We start from the raw sequence: 18,226 nt of genomic DNA, 5'->3' as shown, positions 1-18,226 counted from the left end.
ACCCTAACATTCTATCTACCATTCCATCAGCGCAGCGCCCCAGGTAAGTCCTGCCCCAAAGCCGGCAAACACCAACTTATCTCCCCTCTCCAGCTTTCCTCCCCGGTTCAGCTCGTCTAAAAGCAGGGGGACGGAGGCAGCGGAGGTGTTTCCGTACTTTTGGATGTTCATTGGAATCCGGTCCAGCGAAACCTTCATGCGCCTGGCTATGGCCTCAAAAATCCTGTAATTTGCCTGGTGCATAATAAAGTATTTGATCTCTTCCGTCTCTGTCTTGCTCTCCTCCAAAAGCTGCCGGATACACTCCGGAACCTTTTTTACCGCAAACTTGAAGATCTCCTGGCCGTCCATGGTCATATAACCCACCTCAGGTTTTTTGCCGGTCAGAAAATTCTCGGCAGTCCTTGCCCCGCACTCCAGAGCCGGCCCCTTGCACCCGTCGGATCTCATAATCGTGTGCAAAATCCCGTGTTCCTGTGCCTGGACAACCGCAGCGCCAGCCCCGTCCCCAAAGAGCACACAGGTCCCCCTGTCGGACCAGTCGATTAGCTTGCTTAGGGTATCTGCTCCGATAATCAGCCCTGTCTTATAAATTCCGGCTTGAAAGAAGCTGTGTACAGTATTCATGGCAAAAATAAATCCGGAGCAAGCGGCACTGATATCAAAAGCCACTGCATTGACTGCGCCTATGGCTGCCTGCACCTCACAGGCCCCGCTGGGAAAGCACTTATCCGGCGAGGAAGTGGCAAGGATGATAATATCCAGATCCTCCGCAACAGTCCCGGAACTCTCAAGAGCCCTTAGTGCCGCCATCACCGCCACCTGGGATGTTCCCATCCCTTCTGCAATCCTTCTGCTCTCGATCCCTGTGCGTGTCCTGATCCACTCATCGCTTGTATCCACAATTTTGCTCAGGTCTTCATTGGTCACTATCTTCTCCGGCACATAGGAACCGGTCCCTATTATTCTCGTTGTCATATACTTTTCCTATCTAATATTTATTTTGTCTTGCAATTATTTTGATATTCAAAATAATTTTATTAAAAACCCCTCCCTTTGTCAAGAAAATATTCTCATATTTTTTTCTTTATAGTGCATACTAGTTGTAACTGCTCAGATCCTCACAGTTACATGCAAAAATCCAATCATTTTCTCACGGTCAGCGCAGTAATTGTGCAGATCTGTTGAATAGTTACTACTTATTACAAATATACAGGTATCAAAGGAGGCAACCCATGAAAAAAAGAATTGTTACATTTGGAGAGATTATGCTGAGGCTGGCACCGGATGGATATGAACGGTTTGTACAGTCTGAGTGCTTTCATGCCTCCTACGGCGGAGGCGAGGCAAATGTGGCGGTATCCCTGGCCAACTATGGTATGGACGCCCGTTTTGTCACCAGACTCCCGGAACACGAAATCGGACAGTCCGCCATCAATGCCCTGCGCCGGTACGGAGTGGACACCTCCTTCATCGCAAGAGGCGGCAGCCGCGTGGGAATCTATTTTCTGGAAAAGGGAGCCAGCCAGCGTCCCTCAAAGGTCATCTACGACCGAAGCGCATCCTCCATCGCCACAGCATCGGAGACAGACTTTGACTGGGATGCAATCTTTGAGGGAGCTTCCTGGTTTCACTTTACAGGGATTACCCCTGCCCTGGGCGGTGAGATGGCTGATATTTGCCTGACTGCCTGCAAAAAGGCAAAAGAAAAACAGCTGACGGTCAGCTGTGATTTAAATTACCGAAAAAAGCTCTGGTCCAGGGAAGAGGCCAGCCAGGTGATGGGACGGCTCTGCCAATATGTGGACGTGTGCATTGCGAATGAGGAGGACGCACAGGATGTGTTCGGCATTCACGCGTCAAATACAGACGTAAATGCAGGCCAGGTCAGCCACGAGGGCTACAAAGAGGTGGCATCCCAGCTGGCAGAGCGTTTCGGCTTTCGCATGGTAGCCATCACCCTCAGGGAATCTCTCTCCGCCAGTGACAACCTCTGGGCAGCTATGCTCTACGACGGAAATGAATATTACTTCAGCCAAAAATACTCCATGCACATCGTGGACAGGGTGGGAGGAGGCGACTCCTTTGGCGGAGGCCTGATCTTCTCCCTTCTGGAAAATGTTCCACCCCAGGAAGCTGTGGATTACGCAGTGGCGGCCAGCTGCCTGAAACACACCATTGAGGGAGACTTCAATCTGGTATCCCCGGATGAGGTGCGCAGTCTGGCAGCGGGCAATGCATCCGGCCGCGTACAGCGTTGACTAGTACAGCATAAACGAAACACGATGTACTAGATGTACTCCTGACGTTCAAAATAGCGGATCAAGATATCCGCACAGTTCTCCACCCCAAGCCTGGAGGTGTCCAGAATCATGTGATAGTTATTCACATCCCCCCAGGCTTTTCCGGTGTGTTCAAAATAATAATCCGCTCTCTTTTCATCCGTCCTGGTCACCTTTTCCTCCGCTTCGTCGTAGGAAAGATTCTCCAGATTCATGATGCGTTTAATCCGGTCCTCCTTATCTGCACACACATAGATATTGAAGGCATTTCTCTGGTCCTTCAGGATTTCCGAGGCACAGCGTCCAAGGATGATGCACGGCTTTTCAGCCAGCTTGCGGATAGCCTCCGCTTCTGAATCAAAGGCATTGTCATGGATCTGTTCCTCAATAAATGCCTTGTCGTAGACCGGCACCTGGAGCTTCTCAGAAAGCCCTTTTGCAATAATGCTGGCGCCTGTTCCAAACCTCCGGCTTATGGTAATCACTAAATTCATATGCACTCCTCCTTGGTATTTCCTCCGCGTTTGCGGTTGATTGTCGGTTGATAGCTTACATTATAACACCAAGTATCCAATAATCCTAGTGGATTCCAAAGGGAATGGAATAAAAACGCCATCTAAACGTTACTGTTCACTCAGGTCTGAGCATTTACTGCGCAGACCGTGAGAAAATGATTCAAGGGTGTATAAATCCCATCGCCAAAGGCGATTTTGCATAGATTTATGCATGTTACTGTGAACAGTAACATCTAAACTGCTTCCATCAGCCTGCGCACCCCGTCCTCCCCCAGCATTACCACGGTCTCTTCATGGACAAAATCCGTGATATTGGAGTCAAACAGGATATTGGCCTGCGCCGGGAACTCTTCGTCACCATCCCAGAAGAGGAAGCGCACCGGCAGGCATGGAAATGCCATTGCCTCAAATCCCGCATCTGAGAAAGGAATTCTCCGAAATCCCAACTGTTCCCCAGCCCTTATAAGTGCTTCCTTCCTTCCGTCAAAACAGCGGGCGAATGGGCCCAGCGCTCTGTTTTGAAAAGCTGCGGCAAAGGGATAGGCCCGCTTCACTTCCCGCAGGGGCACCCAGATACCGGAGAGGGCAGGCGCTGTCCTTGAATAATATAACAGGGAATAGATGTTCATAGCTGTGGTAAACTGGGCCTCCCGCTCTGGGTGCCCGGCCTCATAGATTCTGCCGTCCCGGGGATTCCACTCATACATCACCCCATAGCAGGCAAGCCGGGGATTCTCTCCAGCATATTCGGGGAGGCCCAGTTCTCCCCACTTTTTTCTCAAATCCCAGGTCCTGGACTTTTCTCTCCACTCATCCAGCACCCTTTCATAGTTGCCCTGAAACTCCGGTTGTTTTCCCATCTTCCATTCCTCCTGTCTGCGTATGATACAGATCCGCATACTTTCCCTTCCTCTTCATCAGCTGTTCATGACTCCCCATCTCCGCAATCCGGCCATCCTCCAGCAGAATGATTACATCCGAATCCCGGATCGTGGACAATCTGTGAGCAATGATAAACGAAGTCCGCCCCTCTGTCAGTTTCAGCATGGCCTTTCGAATCCTCTGCTCGGTCACAGTATCCACAGAGCTGGTTGCCTCATCCAGGATCATGATGGGCGAATCTCCCAAGATCGCCCTGGCTATGGTAAGCAGCTGCCGCTCTCCCTGGCTGAGCGCGCTTCCCTCCGGTCCCAGCACAGTGTCATACCCCCTGGGGAGCCGTTTGATAAAGCTGTCCGCTCCCGCCGCTTGGGCCGCGGCTCTTACCTGCTCCTCTGAAGCCTCCGGATAGCCGTAGCGGATGTTTTCCAATACGCTCACCCCAAACAGAGATGGGTCCTGCAGGACAATTCCAAATGCATTTCTTAAATCCCTCTTTTGATACTGCTTTAAATCCCGCCCGTCCAGAAGAATGCTTCCCTCCCAGATATCATAAAACCGCGGAAGCAGATTTATAATCGTTGTCTTTCCGGCTCCCGTCGGTCCTACAATTGCCGCCTTGGTTCCGGCCGGAATCGCAAAGCTGAGATCTCTTAAAATCGGCCTGCCCGCTTCATATCCGAAGCTCACATGCTCAAAGCGGATCTCTCCCCTGGGTGACACAAGCGGCTGAGCCGCTCTTACGTCCTCCGGCTCTCCGGTCTCATCAAAGATCTCAAAAATACGCTCTGCCCCCGCCACTGCGGTCTGAAAGGTATTGTAGATATTGGCGATCTCCATAAAGGGGCGTCCCAGCTGTCTGGAATAGAGTACAAAACTGGAGATTACCCCCACAGGGATCATTCCCCTGGCCGCCATGACACCGCTGATGGTGGCCACTGCCAGGAAACTTAAATTGTTGATGACATTCATAATCGGCATCAGGTATCCGGACCAGATGAGCGCCTGGGTTCCCACCTTCTGAAGCCTTAGGTTTTCCTCCTCAAACTGCACAAACATTGCCGCTTCTCTTCCGAACGCCTTGACCATGGCAAGCCCGGCTATCCCTTCCTCAATCTGCCCGTTCAGTCTTCCCAGAATCTGCTGCTGTTCTTTAAACAATTTACTGGTATGGCCTGTAATTACCTTTGTCAGTAGAAATACCAGCACCACAGAGATCAGAGAAACCCCAGTCAAAAAAGGATTCAGCGACAGCATGATTCCCAGCACCCCCACAATGGTAAATCCCAGCATCATCAACTGGGTCAGGGAATCAGAAATGGTGATGCTGATATTGTCCACATCATTTGTGAGGCGGCTCATCAGATCCCCATGGCTGCTCTGGTCAAAAAAAGCCAGGGGCAGCTTCCTCATAGCAGAAAAAATTTCTTTTCTCAGATGACCCACAACTCTCTGTCCCACGGCTGCCATGAGAAACTGCTGCAAAAATCTGCTGAGCCAGTCGCATACATATACTCCTGCCAACAGCGCTGGGAAAAGCCATCCCAGGCTGCCTGTGTCAATACTGTTCACTGTCTTTCCTATCAAATACGGAGACAAAACCGCAGAGCAAGAGGCCAGAGCTGAGAAAAAAAAGATCCACGCCAATCCCTGCCGCTGCCCCTTTGTGAGCACCCACAGGCGGCGAAGGGTCCCCCTCATGTTCCTGGGCTTTACCACAATCATACCCTGCTGTCTGCGCCCTATTTTTCCCGGCGGCGGAAGAGGTCTCTGAGTATCCGGCATCCTATTCACCCCCCGATCTGGGAGCTGTAGATATCCCTGTATAGCGCACAACGCTCCATCAGCTCCTCATGCGTGCCAAATCCCACACTCTGCCCGTTGTCCATGCACAGGATGCGGTCCGCCCTTCGCACAGTGGATATCCTCTGGCTGATGAGCATAACCGTCATCCCGGCCACCTCCTGCCTCAGCCCGCTCAGTACTCTGGCCTCCGTGTTGGCGTCCAGCGCGCTGGTACAGTCATCCAGGATTAGGATCTCAGGATTTCGAAGCAGAGCTCTCGCCAGACAGAGGCGCTGCTTCTGACCTCCGGAGAGATTGACCCCCTCCTGGCCCAGCATGGTCTCATACTTCTGCGGGAGCTGTTCAACAAATTCGTCTGCACAGGCAATCCTGGCAGCCCATCGGATCTCTTCCTGCGAGGCATTCTCTTTCCCCCAGCTTAAATTATACTCTATGGTTCCGGAGAAAAGCAGAGCCTTCTGGGGGACAATGGCTATCCTGCTTCTCAGATAAGCCTCATCAAACTCCTTCACATCCCTTCCCCCTGCCAGCATCCGCCCTCCTGTCACATCATAGAAGCGGGGAATCATATTGACCAAAGTGGTTTTTCCAGACCCGGTAGGGCCGATTATCCCAATGGTCTCTCCCGCCTCCACCTTCACACTGATATCCTTGAGAGCCTCCCTGGGCGAACCAGCATAGGAAAAGGATACATGTTCAAACTCTATGCTCCCGTCAATCCCCTCACGCTGAGGACAGACAGCCTTCTTTTGCGCGGGAACTTCATCCATAATCTCCTGCACCCTCCCCGCTGAGGCACTGGCCCGCACCGCCATATTCAGGATGCCGGAAACCATCCCCAATGCAAACAGCACCTGGGTCATATAATTCACGGAAGCCATCAGCTTCCCAATGGCAACCTCGCCCTGATAACCGGAAAGCCAGAGCAGCACCACTATTCCCATGTTCACCGTCAGGTTAATCAAAGGCGAAAAGACAGCCATCACCTGCATAGCAGAGGTACCAGCGGCAGCAAGCTCATCCGCCGCCTCAGCAAACTTTCCCTCCTCCTGCTCCTCTGCCCCGAAAGCCTTAACCACCCGCACAGAGACCAGAAACTCCTGACTTACCTGGTTTAGGCGGTCCAGCTTTTTCTGGAGTCTCCCGAATCTGGGATACCCAAGCCTCATGTTGCCCAGAATCAGTCCCCCGGCGATCACAAGAATCACCGCCATAATGGGTACCTGGGCCGGGGTCTGGATGATAATCAATGCAATGGCTCCCACACAGGTGACAGGCGCTTTTACCATAATCCGCATACACCCATTGATAAAGTTTTGTATCTGTGTCACATCATTGGTAATCCGGATAATCAGGGAGGAGGGCTTGAGACGGTCAATATTTTCAAAGGAAAGGCTCTGAACTTTTTCGTAAAGTTCACTGCGCAGCTCCCTGCCAATCATCTGGGAAGTCCTGCTGGCATACCGGTTTCTCATGACAGCTCCAAACGCACCCACCCCCGCCACCAAAAGCATGAACCCTCCATACATCCAGATTCTCCGGGTATCCTGATATTTAACGCCCTCATCCACAATCCTAGACATCAAGGCCGGCTGCATCAGATCCGCCATGGCCTCCACTGCCAAAAAACAGATACCTGCCATAAACATTCCCAGATGGCGGCGTATCAGACCCACAATAAACTTCATACATTACCTCTAAAGCAGATTCTGTTCCAGCTTTTTCATCTTTTCCTCAGTGGCTAAAAAGACCTTGACCATTGCCACAGCATCCTTTGGCAATGGTCCCTCCAGCATACAGACTGCCGCTGCCCTACTCTTGCCATCCCACACTTGAGAATCCAGGCTTTCCAGAATTAGATCCCCCTCTTCCTCCCAGCGCCGGCACTCAGGCTCAAGCCGAAGTGTTACTGTAAAGGGGGAAATGCCGCCCTCCATGTTTCTTTTGTGTATCCTGGCCTTTTCAAGTGTCTCCTCCTCAAAGGGATAATCCTTTAGCTGCTCCGCCAATGCATTCAAATCCACATATCCACAGTAATAACTGCTGCTCTTTTGCTGTGCATTCTTTAATCTCAGTTTCATCCTTCTCCTCCTTGTCTTTGCTCATCGTTTCCTCTTTGCCTTATTTTGGTATGTTCAGCTCCTGCTCTGCGAACAGGTCATTTACAGCCTTTTCATAGGCCAGGAGCCGCTCGGCCTTTCGGATCTTTTTCCCATATTTTTCCCAATTGTGAAAAAGGCCAGCCATATAGACCCAGACTTCCTTCATTTTAAAAAGCACATTTTTTGCCCCTGGCATCACCCGCTGATAGTCCTCATAGAGCCGGTCGTGAAATGCCCTCAGCCGTTCTTTGTCCAGACCGCTTTCCCCATTGATCTGTTCTGCCAGGCCTGGATTTTTAAGAAGCCCTCTTCCCATCATGACTGCCGTTGTATTCGGAAATCCCCTGACCAGATTGTGATAATCCTGGGGGGTACAGATATCCCCGTTATAGCACACCGGATTTTTACTCATCTGAAGTCCCTGTCCATACTTTTCCAGGTTGGGTTTGTTTCGGTAATAGTCCTGCTGAGTCCTGGGGTGAATGATCAGTTCACTGACCGGATACTGATTAAAGATTTCCATCAGCCTCTCGAACTCCCCGGGATCATCCCTGCCGATTCTGGTTTTTATGGAGACTGCCATCCCCACCTCTGAAAAAATGCTGTCCAAAAACAGATCCAGCTTTTCCGGCAGCGCCAGAAAACCAGATCCTCTGTACTTAGTGACCACCGTCCTGGAGGGACAGCCCAGGTTTAGATTGAGCTCCTGGTATCCCATATCAGCCAGTTTTCGGGCCGTTTTCACAAAATCCTCCGCGCAGTTTGTCAGGATCTGTGGAACCACACGTATCCCCTCATTGTGCCGAGGATCCATATCCTGCTTCTCCCTGGCATTGAAATGCCCTTTTTGGTTGGGCAGGATAAAGGGGGTAAAGTACTTATCTACACTGTGAAAAAAGGTATGATGGGCATTCCGGTAAATATATCCCGTGATTCCCTCCATGGGTGCAAAATAAAGCTTCATCTCCGCTTTTCCCCCTCTGTGGTTTTCAACACGCTAAGCAGCTTCTCCGCCTGGATAATGCGCTCCTCAAACTCTGCGTAAAATTCCTTTTCCCCTGAATAAGATTTTATGAAAAACTGCTCCAAAAGATACATATTCAGGTCCCTTTTCAACTGTTCATCCCCCGCCTCTTCAAACAAAGACTCCACCTTGTCCAGAAAATAATGCCATCTGTTTATATACCCCTCATACTGCTTCAGGTTTGGCATATCCAGCCACTTGCTCACTTTGACCTTAGACTTATTGGCTTTTGGGCACTCCCCCCTCTGCAGGAAGTAACGGAATCCCTCTTTCTCATAATACCTCCCCAGAGGGAAAAGCCGGCACAGTCCCGGCCGGAATGAATGGATAGAACACCGGCCCCCCGCATCTAAAAACGTGCAAGCCTCCCTCTCCACATCCATCTTTAAGTTGGGCAGAATCACTCCATCCACCACATTCAATTCTATCTGCCCGTCCAGCAGCTCTTCAAAGGAAACATTCAGGTTCTTACGCAGGCGGTAAACATCAAAAGGATCTAAAATAATCGACTCTCCCATTCCCTGGCAGCAGTCGGAACATCCGGGACATCCCTGGCAGTCCGCTTTCACCATATCGTTGGAGCTGTACAATTTTTTTAGATCCTCTAATGAAACTTCTCTCTTCATAGTTTCTTCCCATTCCTCCTGTGCAAATAGTTCCTTTTATTTTAACACAGGCAAACAGGACATACAATGTATTTTCGTAACTGTTTAGACGGGGTTGGGCTGTTACTTGCATAGCTATCCGGACCTCACCCGGGCGTTGGCAGCTCTCACGCAAACACGTGCAATGCTCTGGGGAACTGACCGTTAACTGCAACTACAAAAAACCTGCCACTGGAAGCTTTTCTGCATACTGAGGCATAATAGCTCATGAAAGCCTTCGCGTCCAAGTTTCCGTAAACGTTTATTTCCCCGCCGCTAAAAACGCACGTAAATTGTTTGCTTAGAGAGCTGCCAACGCCGGAGGAAGCGTCCCCCCTTAAATCGCTACACATTTTCTTCTCAGTGGCAATGCCCCCCGCAATGTTTGCAGTCCCCGCCGCACTGAATGGATTTCCCCTGTTTTTTATCACGGACCATTCCCCGCACAATAAAGACAACTGCTGCACTCAGGATGAGTCCTACAATCCACGTTCCCATATATACCTCCTGTATCCAGAGCCTGCGCAATTGTGCAGGCTCTCAAATTAACGTCTATTTTGCACCAACAATTCCTTTTGCATCTACTTTCAAAGTATTACTTACCCTGTAAGGCCTAAACAGCAGGTAGAGTAAACCAATGACTGCCACCAGTGAGGCCACTGTGCCGATTCCAAATGCCCCGGCTGTGATCAGAGAGCCAATCTGATAGATGCACATGGAGACGATGTACGCCAGGATGGTCTGATATCCGATCGCAAACCAAAACCACTTGGCATTGTTCATCTCTCTCTTGATTGCTCCCATTGCAGCAAAGCATGGCGCGCACAAGAGGTTGAATACCAGGAATGAATACGCGGCAATCGTGGTCATACTGCCCGCAAGGCTTCCCCAGATCTCCGTTCCGTCCTCAGCCACCTCGGCAAAGCCATAGAGAATACCGAAGGTACCCACCACGTTCTCCTTTGCAACCAATCCCGTGATAGCCGCCACGGCTGACCTCCAGTCGCCCCAGCCAAGCGGGATGAAAATCCAGCTGATTGCATTTCCGATTGCCGCCAGGATACTGTGATCCAGCTCCATATCCTCCAGCATTCTGAACTGTCCGTCCACCCATCCGAAGTAAGATGTAAACCAAACCAGGATTGTGGAGAGGAGGATAATGGTACCGGCTTTTTTGATGAAGGACCAGCCCCTCTCCCACATGCTTCTCAGTACATTTCCCACAGTGGGCATATGATAAGCGGGAAGTTCCATGACAAAAGGCGCAGGGTCTCCCGCGAACATCTTTGTTTTTTTCAAAATAATACCGGAGCAGATGATGGCCGCAATTCCCACAAAGTATGCGCTGGGCGCCACCCACCACGCGCCACCGAACAAGGCCCCTGCAATCAGGGCGATAATGGGAAGCTTGGCCCCGCAGGGAATAAAGGTGGTGGTCATGATGGTCATCTTTCGGTCCCTGTCGTTCTCAATGGTTCTGGACGCCATGATTCCCGGAACGCCGCAGCCGCTTCCGATCAGCATGGGGATAAAGGACTTACCCGAGAGTCCGAACTTTCGGAAAATACGGTCCATGATAAAGGCGATTCTAGCCATATATCCGCAGGATTCCAGGAAAGCCAGGAAGATAAAGAGTACCAGCATCTGAGGGACAAATCCCAGAACCGCGCCCACACCGGCTACAATACCATCCAAAATCAGCCCCTGCAGCCATCCCGCGCACCCGATTGCCGTCAGACCGGACTCAATCAGCACCGGAATGCCCGGAACGTCCAAACCGAACAGGCTCCATCCGTCCCCGAACAGGCCGTCATTGGCCCAGTCCGTAGCCCAGGTTCCTACTGTGGTAACTGAGACATAGTAGACAATAAACATCACAACCGCAAAGATAGGCAGGGCCAGGAAACGGTTTGTAACAATCCGGTCAATCTTATCAGAGGTTGTCATAGTCCTCTGTTTATTCTTTGTACAGCACTGCCCGATAATGGAGGAGATATACATATACCGCTCATTAGTGATAATACTCTCTGTGTCATCGTCCATTGCCTTTTCAATGTGGCTGATCTCCTCCGATATATCCGGAACGCTCTTCATCAGTTGGGGAATCTTGTCATCCTTTTCCAGCAGTTTGATGGCAAAGAATCTTCTCTGTTCCTGGGGGATATCGCTGCCCAGCTTTCTCTCCACCGCGTCCAGCACACTTTCCACTTCAGACGCAAAGGTATGAACCGGTAAAGAGAGCGCTTTCCCGCTGGCCGCAGCCACTGCTTTTTCAGCAGCTTTCTGCACTCCCGTGCCTTTCAGGGCTGAAATCTCCACCACCTGACACCCCAATTTTTTGCTCAGCTTTTCAATATGTATCCTGTCTCCGCTTTTCTCCACAATATCCATCATGTTCACTGCCATGATAACCGGAATTCCCAGCTCCATCAACTGTGTGGACAGATAAAGGTTGCGCTCAATGTTGGTTCCGTCCACAATATTCAGGATGGCATCCGGCCTCTCATTAATCAGATAGTTCCTCGCCACCACTTCCTCCAGAGTGTAGGGGGAGAGTGAGTAAATACCCGGAAGATCCATGATGACAACATCTTTGTGCCCTTTCAGTTTCCCCTCCTTTTTCTCTACCGTAACACCGGGCCAGTTTCCCACAAACTGATTTGATCCCGTCAGGGCATTGAACAGCGTGGTCTTTCCACTGTTTGGATTCCCTGCTAATGCAATTTTTATTGACATCTCTTACCTCTTTCTGCCAAACGGCAATTTTATTCGGTTGTTTCCATCTTTTCTGCAAATAAAATTAGTTTCAGGCTCTACCTTCAATTAGTTTTGTCTAACCGCAAATCAAAAAAAATTATTCCACCATGATCATTTCCGCATCCTGCTTACGGAGGGACAACTCATATCCTCGGACAGTCACCTCAACCGGATCTCCAAAAGGAGCCACCTTGCGCACAAAAATATCCACACCTTTTGTAATTCCCATGTCCATGATGCGCCTCTTAACGGGTCCCTCACCGCTCAGTTTTTTCACTTTTACAGTCAGCCCGCATGGAATCTCTCGCAATGTCTTCATTTTATCCTCCTCTTTATCCCACTATGATTTTATTTGCCATATCTTTTCCTATGGCAACCCTGGAATCCTTTATATTCACAATCATGTTACCGCCCATCTGGGCCACTACGGTGACGGTTCCGCCGGTTACAAAGCCCAGATTCTCCAGAAATCGTCTGACTTCCTCCCTGCCTCCAATCCTGTGAATTACATTCTTTTCTCCTGTTCGCGCCATTGTCAAAGGCATCACACTCATCCTCTTTTCTTTATTATTGACTTTCATTTTTCATTAATGTTAGTATATTCTAACTTCCATAAGTTGTCAATAACCATTTTACAAAATTTTCGTAACTATTCAACAAGTCTGAGCAGTTACAAATTTTCTCTGCTAAACGCCTTCACAGTCAAAAGCGGGAATAAAACTCTCCTGTGCGGCGCTGCCCTCCTGGATAAACCCATTGGCAATCCCAAGCTCTAAGGCATAGCTTACCACCCTCTCATATTCACGTCTGGTCACCCTTCGGGACAACTCCTGATCTTCTCCAATCCACTTCATGGGAGTGTACTGGTTCATTATACTGATATAAATCCTGTCCCCATAGGTCTCGTAAAGATAGCGCAGCACATCCATAGAATCTTTGGTATGTCCCGGCAGAATCAGATGACGTACGATCACACCGCGCACCATCATTCCCTCCCGGTCAAATATCGGCTCCCCTGTCTGCCTCACCATCTCCTCCAATGCCTCTGTTGCCCATCGGCTGTAATCCGGCGCGCCGGAATATCTTTCGGCCAGTTCCACATCCATATACTTAAAGTCCGGAAGATAGACGTCAACCAGACCCTCCAGCATCCGAAGAGTCTCTCGTTTTTCATAGCCGCTTGAATTGTACACCACAGTAAGATGCATTCCCTGCTGCTTTGCCAGGCTCAGGGACTGCACAATCTGTGGGACAAAATGTCCTGCTGTCACCAGATTAATATTTTTCGCTCCCTTGTGCTGAAGCTCCAAAAAAATCTCTGCCAACCGCTCCACAGAAACTTCTTTTCCCACCTCCCCGGAGGCAATGGGTCTGTTCTGGCAGTAGACGCACCCCAGGGCACAGCCTGTAAAAAATACGGTCCCCGAGCCAGAATCCCCCGAAATACATGGTTCCTCCCACATATGGAGGGCTGCTCTGGCAACACGAACCTGTTCCGTCCCATGGCAGACGCCTGCCCGGCCTTCTCCTCTGAGGGCATGGCACTGCCTGGGACAGAGCACGCAGCCGCCTTTGCTGTCCTGTGTTTTTATTTTTTCTATTTCATGAAACTTTTCTTGGTCCATCCTTGGCAACTCCTCTCTTACTCATTCCCTCTTCAAGAGGGCGTATCCTCCCTCAGCAGTCTTTTCACAGTAAACAGCATGGTCACAAAGCTCGCGGTTCCTCCCACAAAATTAGAGATGGGTTCTGCCAGAAAGACGCCGTTAACTCCCAGTCCCGCTATTCCGGGAAACAGCAGGGTCAAAGGCACCACAATAATCACTTTGCGAAAAATTGAAAAGAAGACCGCCTGCTTTGACTGCCCCAGACCTACGAATGTGGATTGTCCGGAAAACTGGAGAGCCATCATAAAAAAGCCAAAAAAGTAAATATGCATGGCAGGCGCTCCCTTTGCTAAAAGCTGGGGATCGGAATTAAAAATACGGATCAGTGCTTCGGGAAACAAAAAGACTGCCAGCCAGGCCAGAGAAGTATAGACAATGCAGGTCACAGTGGTAAAGGAAATTCCCTTCCTGATTCTGTCAAACCGCTTAGCGCCGTAGTTAAATCCCAGGACTGGCTGGGCTGCCTGGGTAATGCCCTGTGTTGGCAGCATGATCACATCCCGCACAGAATTTAGCACAGTCATAATTCCCACGTAGAGGTCGCCCCCGTGATCCCTCAGGGTGGCATTGCACGCGATCTGCACCGCCCCATTTGTGGCTGACATGATAAAACCTGCCATTCCAAGGCCTGTAATCTCCTTTAAAAGCCCCGCCTCCGGACGCATATACTTTTTCTTCACGTGCAGAAGCGTCTTCTTTCCTGTCAAAAAGCGCATAACCCACACAGCGGAAAGAAGCTGTGACAGAATGGTGGCGGCAGCAGCCCCCGCCACACCCATATGAAATACAAAGATAAATACAGGGTCCAGCGCAATATTGGTGACAGCGCCCAAAAGAATGGTCATCATTCCCACCCGGGCAAAGCCCTGGGAATTGATAAATCCATTCATCCCTGTTCCAATCATCACAAAAGGGGTACCGATCAGATAAATTCTCAGATACTGCCGGGCAAACGGAAAGGTGACATCACTTGCCCCAAACAGATAGAGAATGGGTTTCATAAAAAGATAACCGCAGGCCACCATCAAAGCGCTGGTGACCAGGAGCATGAAAAACGTATTTCCCATAATTCGCTCTGCCCTCTCGCTGTCATTCTTTCCCCTGGCAATGGAGCACAGAGGCGCTCCTCCCATTCCGAACAGATTTGTAAAAGCCACAATCAGGGTAATCACCGGAAAGGTCAGCCCAAGACCTGTGAGCGCCAGGGAAGAAGTCCCTGGCAGATGTCCTATGTAAATCCGGTCAACAATATTGTATAAAACCTGCACCAACTGCGCCACTGTCATAGGCACTGCCAGCGACGCGATGTGCCTCCACACACTTCCTGTGGAGAAATCATTTTTATTTTCTACCTGCGTCATTTTCCATTCCTTTTTACATATATACGGATGCCAGGGTCAAAATATCTTTTCTCCCCAACTTCTATATACTATATATATTATGAAAGTCCCAAACTGTGTCTGTGAAGAAGTACAAAGCTGCCTGCACAGACATCACCTGTATATTATTTTAACGCAGTTTATGTAAAAAGAGAAGGTTGATTTCTCAACATTTTGTCTGGCTGCAGCTACAGGGCTTTACCGAAATAGACGCCACCTTCTGTCCGTCCAAAAAGCCGCAGGCTCCCAGCCCCGCCTGAACCACCAGGTTCCAGGTCTTAGCGGAGAGGTGGAAGGTGGTATTGTCCTCCAGCACCACGGTACATGCGTCTTCCATAATGCAGTGCTCAGAGCAGGCAATCCGATACATGTTTTTCCTGCTGATGGCGCCGATCTCTTCCAGTGTATTAATCATTCGATAAACAGTGGCGGCTCCGATACCGCTGTTTTCCCCGGAGACTCTGTAAAAAATCTCTTTGCAGCTGGAACACTGGTTTTCCAGTATGGTATCCAAAATCAAAAGACGCTGTCTGGTAATCCTGCATCCCTTCTCCCTGAGTCGCTTAATTATCATCTCCTTCTGCATTTTTGTCCTCTCATAATGAGCGGACGAAAGAGGGTTTTTATTCTCTTTTATCTTAATATCTTCTGACATGAGACATCATCCTTTACTAAATTGATGAAAAGTATTTTCATTTTACAAGTTAGTATAAGCTAACTATCGTAAGTTGTCAATAGCTACTATTTTTGTTTGATGTTCCCTCAGATGTATGCTATACTTTTGATAAATGTTGGGGGCAAAACGTATTTGGGTCCTGGCATCTTGATATAATAAAGGAAAATAAGGTGGTACTATATATGCACGTAAATGAATCTGCTGAAAATTATTTGGAGACGATCTTAATTTTGGGCAAATCACATCCCGTGGTGCGCTCTGTGGATATTGCGGAAGAGCTGGGATTCAAAAAGTCCAGTGTCAGCGTGGCTATGAAAAACCTTCGCGAGAAAGGTCACATCACAGTGACAAAGGAAGGCTACATCTACCTGACGGAAACCGGAAAGGAGATCGCAGAGATGATCTATGAGCGCCATCAGCTCCTGACTACCTGGCTGATCCGACTGGGTGTGGACCAGAAGATTGCCTCTGAGGATGCCTGTAAAATTGAACATGTCATCAGCAAGGAAAGCTTTGAGGCGTTGAAAAAACATATCCGGTAAATTTTAATAGCAGGTGCTGACTCCTCATTTTACTTTCTGCGAAAGTCCCTGGTTTCTGGTGGAAATCCGGGTCTGTAACTGCAGTTAAGGTATGTATGAGCGAAAACCTAAAAGGAGCCCGATACCTCTCCTCAAAAATCAGACACAGGGTATCGGGCTGCCCATCATAGCGCTGAGTGCACAAATAGATTATAAAACATAAGCAGTCTATTGTTCAGACACTTCCACCATCCCATTCTCTCCAACAGCAATGGTCATATCGTCCTTCACATATTCCAAAAACTCCTCTCCCAGAGAGTCCACCACCGGCATGGAGACATCCTCAAGCCACACATCAGCCAATATAGCGCCTGCGGCCGCCAGAGAGTCAATTGGTTCAGAAAACAGCATACATGCGGGCTGCCGCTTCATGGAACAGGCGCAGTACAGTACCAGCCCACCCGTGGTGGAACCGATGGTCCTGGGAAGGCAGAGCGCTTTTCCCGCCATCTGTTTTCCATACAGATCCGTGTTATTCTGGTCCCCGCAGGTTGCTTTCTTATCCCCAAACTGCAGTGCTTTTTGAAAAGAGGCCAATGTATTTAAGCCCTCATGTGATACCAGCGCCTGGGCAGTAATACTCCCCGGTGTGACAACTCTTCCCTGAAAATGCTTCATCATCGTTCCCCTCCCTTTGTAATCTGTTCCAAAATCTCCTCATCTGTATAATATCTCGCACTTGTATAAGTGCGCAGCTTATTGCTGGATGTGATGACCGGCATGCTGGAGCTGAGTGGATTATTCATATACATCAGCGGACAGATATAGGATAGAATCACACCTGTCTTAGCAAGCCGCGCGGCGTAGGGTGTGCCCTCAAACTTCTTCTGAACTGCCGGAGCAGCTGTAAATACGGTGGGGATCACAACCTGATCATTGCCTGCATTTTTTAAGCCCTGCTCCACCTTTTTCGTCCAGTCAACAAGCTGATTCAGGCTCATGTGGGGGCATCCCATAAAGCATAGTTTGGGCCTGGCGTTTTTGTTTTTCCAAATAACAGGATAGCTGTCATAGACACGCTTCAACTCCGCATCATCAATGACGTATCTCTTTGCATCCGCCCTCAGCAGAGATCTCCCCTGCTGTACAGCCTCCGGCGTAATCCCTTCTACATGGTAGAGTCCAACCGCACCGTTGGAGGCAGTCGCTGCGCCAAAATCCTTCAGATAGGTTTTGGCTTCCTCATCCATTGTTCCAAGCCATCTGTCCAGACCGGCAATATACGGTACATCTTCCATTACCTTCATACCCACAGCGGAACCAAGTAACTGAGCCTCCGGCTTTCCGGAGGTCTTAATCTCCACAATCCAGCTGGCTTTTCTCCCTTCGTCTGTCAATAGACCGAAGTAAGGGACATAACCCACGATTGATCCCATCAGGTCTATAATACCCGAATTTCGGTTACACCTTGCCCCAAGCACGGAGTTTGCGTATACCACGGCAGAGGACTCCGACCACGAAAGAACCTCTCCCTGTCCCGGTGTGTTTCCCACTTCATCCAGATAACAGGTGCAGGTAAATGCATCCCTGTCCAGCAGCCCCAGCTTATCCAGCTGGTTTTCATAGTAATCCTGTTTGCTGTACATAAAATGCCGGAATACCATATTCTGTATAAAAGAACTCGGCACATTTTTGTCCAAAGGTCTTGGATCTGCCGTAAATTTTTGAACAGAAGTGCATCCCGTGTCAATCAGCTTCTCCATCAGGTCATAGACCGGTCCCAGCGCCTTTAGCCCAAAGGAAGTCACCAGATGATTACATTTACTTGTAATCGGAACCATTGACTCTGCTCCAAACAGCTCGCCGTAACGAATCATGGTCTCCATCACCTTTGCCATAACCTGACCCTTGCTGCCGTTTAAGATCTCTTCCTGTTCAGTTGACAGCATCATCCTATCCTTTACCATCTTTTCA

19 protein-coding genes are annotated in these 18,226 nt (G+C 49.5%); 2 read left to right on the top strand and 17 right to left on the bottom strand.

The window, feature by feature from the left end; translation table 11 throughout:
• Window positions 1-15: 15 nt before the first annotated feature.
• Window positions 16-978, bottom strand: coding sequence for a beta-ketoacyl-ACP synthase III (locus AC0THY_RS10085; protein WP_489990479.1), 963 nt, complete (start codon window positions 976-978; stop codon window positions 16-18).
• A gap of 257 nt (window positions 979-1,235) precedes the next feature.
• Between AC0THY_RS10085 and AC0THY_RS10080 the strand changes: the two genes are divergently transcribed.
• The gene (locus AC0THY_RS10080) at window positions 1,236-2,261 is read left to right on the top strand and encodes a PfkB family carbohydrate kinase (protein ID WP_489990478.1); all 1,026 of its coding nucleotides are present in this window, start codon (window positions 1,236-1,238) and stop codon (window positions 2,259-2,261) included.
• A gap of 29 nt (window positions 2,262-2,290) precedes the next feature.
• Here the strand turns inward: AC0THY_RS10080 and AC0THY_RS10075 are convergent, their stop codons facing one another.
• The 14 genes from AC0THY_RS10075 to AC0THY_RS10010 all read right to left on the bottom strand — a co-directional run bounded on the left by AC0THY_RS10075 (window position 2,291) and on the right by AC0THY_RS10010 (window position 15,710).
• Window positions 2,291-2,776 carry a cytidylate kinase-like family protein gene (locus AC0THY_RS10075; RefSeq protein WP_489990477.1) on the bottom strand — a complete coding sequence of 162 codons (486 nt, stop codon included), beginning with the start codon at window positions 2,774-2,776 and terminating at the stop codon, window positions 2,291-2,293.
• Window positions 2,777-3,030: 254 nt separating this feature from the next.
• Window positions 3,031-3,657, bottom strand: coding sequence for a DUF3786 domain-containing protein (locus AC0THY_RS10070; RefSeq protein ID WP_489990476.1), 627 nt, complete (start codon window positions 3,655-3,657; stop codon window positions 3,031-3,033).
• Window positions 3,623-5,461: an ABC transporter ATP-binding protein gene (locus AC0THY_RS10065; protein WP_489990475.1), complete on the bottom strand. Its 1,839-nt coding sequence runs from the start codon at window positions 5,459-5,461 to the stop codon at window positions 3,623-3,625. The genes AC0THY_RS10070 and AC0THY_RS10065 overlap by 35 nt, the downstream gene beginning before the upstream one ends.
• Window positions 5,462-5,466: 5 nt before the next feature.
• Entirely contained in the window at window positions 5,467-7,170 is a 1,704-nt protein-coding gene (locus tag AC0THY_RS10060) for an ABC transporter ATP-binding protein (RefSeq protein ID WP_489990474.1), read from the bottom strand.
• A 9-nt stretch (window positions 7,171-7,179) separates the two neighbouring features.
• On the bottom strand, window positions 7,180-7,563 hold the full coding sequence (locus AC0THY_RS10055; protein WP_489990473.1) for a hypothetical protein: 384 nt from the start codon (window positions 7,561-7,563) through the stop codon (window positions 7,180-7,182).
• Window positions 7,564-7,603: 40 nt separating this feature from the next.
• Complete coding sequence (locus AC0THY_RS10050; RefSeq protein WP_489990472.1) at window positions 7,604-8,548, bottom strand: tRNA dihydrouridine synthase; 945 nt, start codon at window positions 8,546-8,548, stop codon at window positions 7,604-7,606.
• A complete protein-coding gene (locus AC0THY_RS10045; RefSeq protein WP_489990471.1) occupies window positions 8,545-9,234 on the bottom strand; it encodes a YkgJ family cysteine cluster protein in 690 nt (229 codons plus the stop codon). The genes AC0THY_RS10050 and AC0THY_RS10045 overlap by 4 nt, the downstream gene beginning before the upstream one ends.
• 378 nt (window positions 9,235-9,612) lie before the next feature.
• Complete coding sequence (locus tag AC0THY_RS10040) at window positions 9,613-9,750, bottom strand: FeoB-associated Cys-rich membrane protein (protein ID WP_489990470.1); 138 nt, start codon at window positions 9,748-9,750, stop codon at window positions 9,613-9,615.
• A 54-nt stretch (window positions 9,751-9,804) separates the two neighbouring features.
• Window positions 9,805-11,988 (bottom strand): ferrous iron transport protein B, encoded by a 2,184-nt coding sequence (feoB, locus tag AC0THY_RS10035; RefSeq protein ID WP_489990469.1) that lies wholly within the window; start codon window positions 11,986-11,988, stop codon window positions 9,805-9,807.
• Window positions 11,989-12,106: 118 nt separating this feature from the next.
• A complete protein-coding gene (locus AC0THY_RS10030) occupies window positions 12,107-12,328 on the bottom strand; it encodes a FeoA family protein (protein ID WP_489990468.1) in 222 nt (73 codons plus the stop codon).
• 13 nt (window positions 12,329-12,341) lie between these two features.
• On the bottom strand, window positions 12,342-12,554 hold the full coding sequence (locus AC0THY_RS10025; protein ID WP_489990467.1) for a FeoA family protein: 213 nt from the start codon (window positions 12,552-12,554) through the stop codon (window positions 12,342-12,344).
• Between the two features lie 141 nt (window positions 12,555-12,695).
• Window positions 12,696-13,634 (bottom strand): radical SAM protein, encoded by a 939-nt coding sequence (locus AC0THY_RS10020; protein WP_489990466.1) that lies wholly within the window; start codon window positions 13,632-13,634, stop codon window positions 12,696-12,698.
• Between the two features lie 32 nt (window positions 13,635-13,666).
• Window positions 13,667-15,037, bottom strand: a complete 1,371-nt coding sequence (locus AC0THY_RS10015; protein WP_489990465.1) for an MATE family efflux transporter — start codon at window positions 15,035-15,037, stop codon at window positions 13,667-13,669.
• Window positions 15,038-15,221: 184 nt separating this feature from the next.
• Complete coding sequence (locus AC0THY_RS10010; protein WP_489990464.1) at window positions 15,222-15,710, bottom strand: Fur family transcriptional regulator; 489 nt, start codon at window positions 15,708-15,710, stop codon at window positions 15,222-15,224.
• A gap of 203 nt (window positions 15,711-15,913) precedes the next feature.
• Here AC0THY_RS10010 and AC0THY_RS10005 point away from each other — a divergent pair, with 203 nt between their 5' ends.
• Window positions 15,914-16,273: a metal-dependent transcriptional regulator gene (locus AC0THY_RS10005; protein WP_489990463.1), complete on the top strand. Its 360-nt coding sequence runs from the start codon at window positions 15,914-15,916 to the stop codon at window positions 16,271-16,273.
• 207 nt (window positions 16,274-16,480) lie between these two features.
• On the opposite strand, the gene AC0THY_RS10000 is transcribed toward AC0THY_RS10005, so the two are convergent.
• Window positions 16,481-16,933 carry an aconitase X swivel domain-containing protein gene (locus AC0THY_RS10000; protein WP_489990462.1) on the bottom strand — a complete coding sequence of 151 codons (453 nt, stop codon included), beginning with the start codon at window positions 16,931-16,933 and terminating at the stop codon, window positions 16,481-16,483.
• A complete protein-coding gene (locus AC0THY_RS09995; protein ID WP_489990461.1) occupies window positions 16,930-18,219 on the bottom strand; it encodes an aconitase X in 1,290 nt (429 codons plus the stop codon). The genes AC0THY_RS10000 and AC0THY_RS09995 overlap by 4 nt, the downstream gene beginning before the upstream one ends.
• Between the last annotated feature and the right edge of the window lie 7 nt (window positions 18,220-18,226).

It is taken from the genome of Ruminococcus sp. 8Y-12 (genome assembly GCF_058119865.1).
This window is presented reverse-complemented; position numbering and strand designations above follow the sequence as displayed.

What these genes read in the sequence shown, in the direction of transcription:
- AC0THY_RS10080 (WP_489990478.1), top strand. Translation starts at nt 1,236, where the DNA reads ATGAAAAAAAGAATTGTTACATTTGGAGAGATTATGCTGAGGCTGGCA.
- AC0THY_RS10070 (WP_489990476.1), bottom strand. Translation starts at nt 3,657, where the DNA reads ATGGGAAAACAACCGGAGTTTCAGGGCAACTATGAAAGGGTGCTGGAT.
- AC0THY_RS10015 (WP_489990465.1), bottom strand. Translation starts at nt 15,037, where the DNA reads ATGACGCAGGTAGAAAATAAAAATGATTTCTCCACAGGAAGTGTGTGG.
- AC0THY_RS10065 (WP_489990475.1), bottom strand. Translation starts at nt 5,461, where the DNA reads ATGCCGGATACTCAGAGACCTCTTCCGCCGCCGGGAAAAATAGGGCGC.
- AC0THY_RS10020 (WP_489990466.1), bottom strand. Translation starts at nt 13,634, where the DNA reads ATGGACCAAGAAAAGTTTCATGAAATAGAAAAAATAAAAACACAGGAC.
- AC0THY_RS10025 (WP_489990467.1), bottom strand. Translation starts at nt 12,554, where the DNA reads ATGCCTTTGACAATGGCGCGAACAGGAGAAAAGAATGTAATTCACAGG.
- AC0THY_RS09995 (WP_489990461.1), bottom strand. Translation starts at nt 18,219, where the DNA reads ATGGTAAAGGATAGGATGATGCTGTCAACTGAACAGGAAGAGATCTTA.
- AC0THY_RS10045 (WP_489990471.1), bottom strand. Translation starts at nt 9,234, where the DNA reads ATGAAGAGAGAAGTTTCATTAGAGGATCTAAAAAAATTGTACAGCTCC.
- AC0THY_RS10005 (WP_489990463.1), top strand. Translation starts at nt 15,914, where the DNA reads ATGCACGTAAATGAATCTGCTGAAAATTATTTGGAGACGATCTTAATT.
- AC0THY_RS10050 (WP_489990472.1), bottom strand. Translation starts at nt 8,548, where the DNA reads ATGAAGCTTTATTTTGCACCCATGGAGGGAATCACGGGATATATTTAC.
- AC0THY_RS10085 (WP_489990479.1), bottom strand. Translation starts at nt 978, where the DNA reads ATGACAACGAGAATAATAGGGACCGGTTCCTATGTGCCGGAGAAGATA.
- AC0THY_RS10040 (WP_489990470.1), bottom strand. Translation starts at nt 9,750, where the DNA reads ATGGGAACGTGGATTGTAGGACTCATCCTGAGTGCAGCAGTTGTCTTT.
- AC0THY_RS10000 (WP_489990462.1), bottom strand. Translation starts at nt 16,933, where the DNA reads ATGATGAAGCATTTTCAGGGAAGAGTTGTCACACCGGGGAGTATTACT.
- AC0THY_RS10010 (WP_489990464.1), bottom strand. Translation starts at nt 15,710, where the DNA reads ATGTCAGAAGATATTAAGATAAAAGAGAATAAAAACCCTCTTTCGTCC.
- AC0THY_RS10060 (WP_489990474.1), bottom strand. Translation starts at nt 7,170, where the DNA reads ATGAAGTTTATTGTGGGTCTGATACGCCGCCATCTGGGAATGTTTATG.
- AC0THY_RS10075 (WP_489990477.1), bottom strand. Translation starts at nt 2,776, where the DNA reads ATGAATTTAGTGATTACCATAAGCCGGAGGTTTGGAACAGGCGCCAGC.
- AC0THY_RS10030 (WP_489990468.1), bottom strand. Translation starts at nt 12,328, where the DNA reads ATGAAGACATTGCGAGAGATTCCATGCGGGCTGACTGTAAAAGTGAAA.
- AC0THY_RS10055 (WP_489990473.1), bottom strand. Translation starts at nt 7,563, where the DNA reads ATGAAACTGAGATTAAAGAATGCACAGCAAAAGAGCAGCAGTTATTAC.
- feoB (WP_489990469.1), bottom strand. Translation starts at nt 11,988, where the DNA reads ATGTCAATAAAAATTGCATTAGCAGGGAATCCAAACAGTGGAAAGACC.